The sequence below is a fragment of the Paenibacillus sp. PsM32 genome (assembly GCF_030433815.1).
Lineage (GTDB): Bacteria > Bacillota > Bacilli > Paenibacillales > Paenibacillaceae > Saccharibacillus > Saccharibacillus kyungheensis.
The window spans coordinates 1-211 of the sequence record NZ_JARUWY010000115.1 but is presented as its reverse complement, the minus strand read 5'-3'; the positions used below and the strand labels follow the sequence as shown (position 1 = coordinate 211).

Genomic DNA, 211 nt, shown 5'->3' with positions numbered 1-211 from the left:
ATGTTGCCAAGGACGTATTGAAGAAGGCTTTCTAATTAGAATAGACTCAATATTCAATAAAATCTTAATACAATCAGGAATCAGACGATCTTTAGCCCAGTCTCCTCCACCAATTACATTACCAGCTCGTGCAGAAGCTAAACAGTCTCTTATAAACATCAGACGCTGCAGACGAATACTAGTACGAGTAGAACTCGGTGGTCGCCGTAAC

At 40.8% G+C, this 211-nt stretch carries 1 pseudogene; it reads right to left on the bottom strand.

The features are described 5' to 3' along the window. Positions 1–211, bottom strand: a pseudogene (locus tag QCD85_RS23865) (hypothetical protein); the annotation flags it as partial.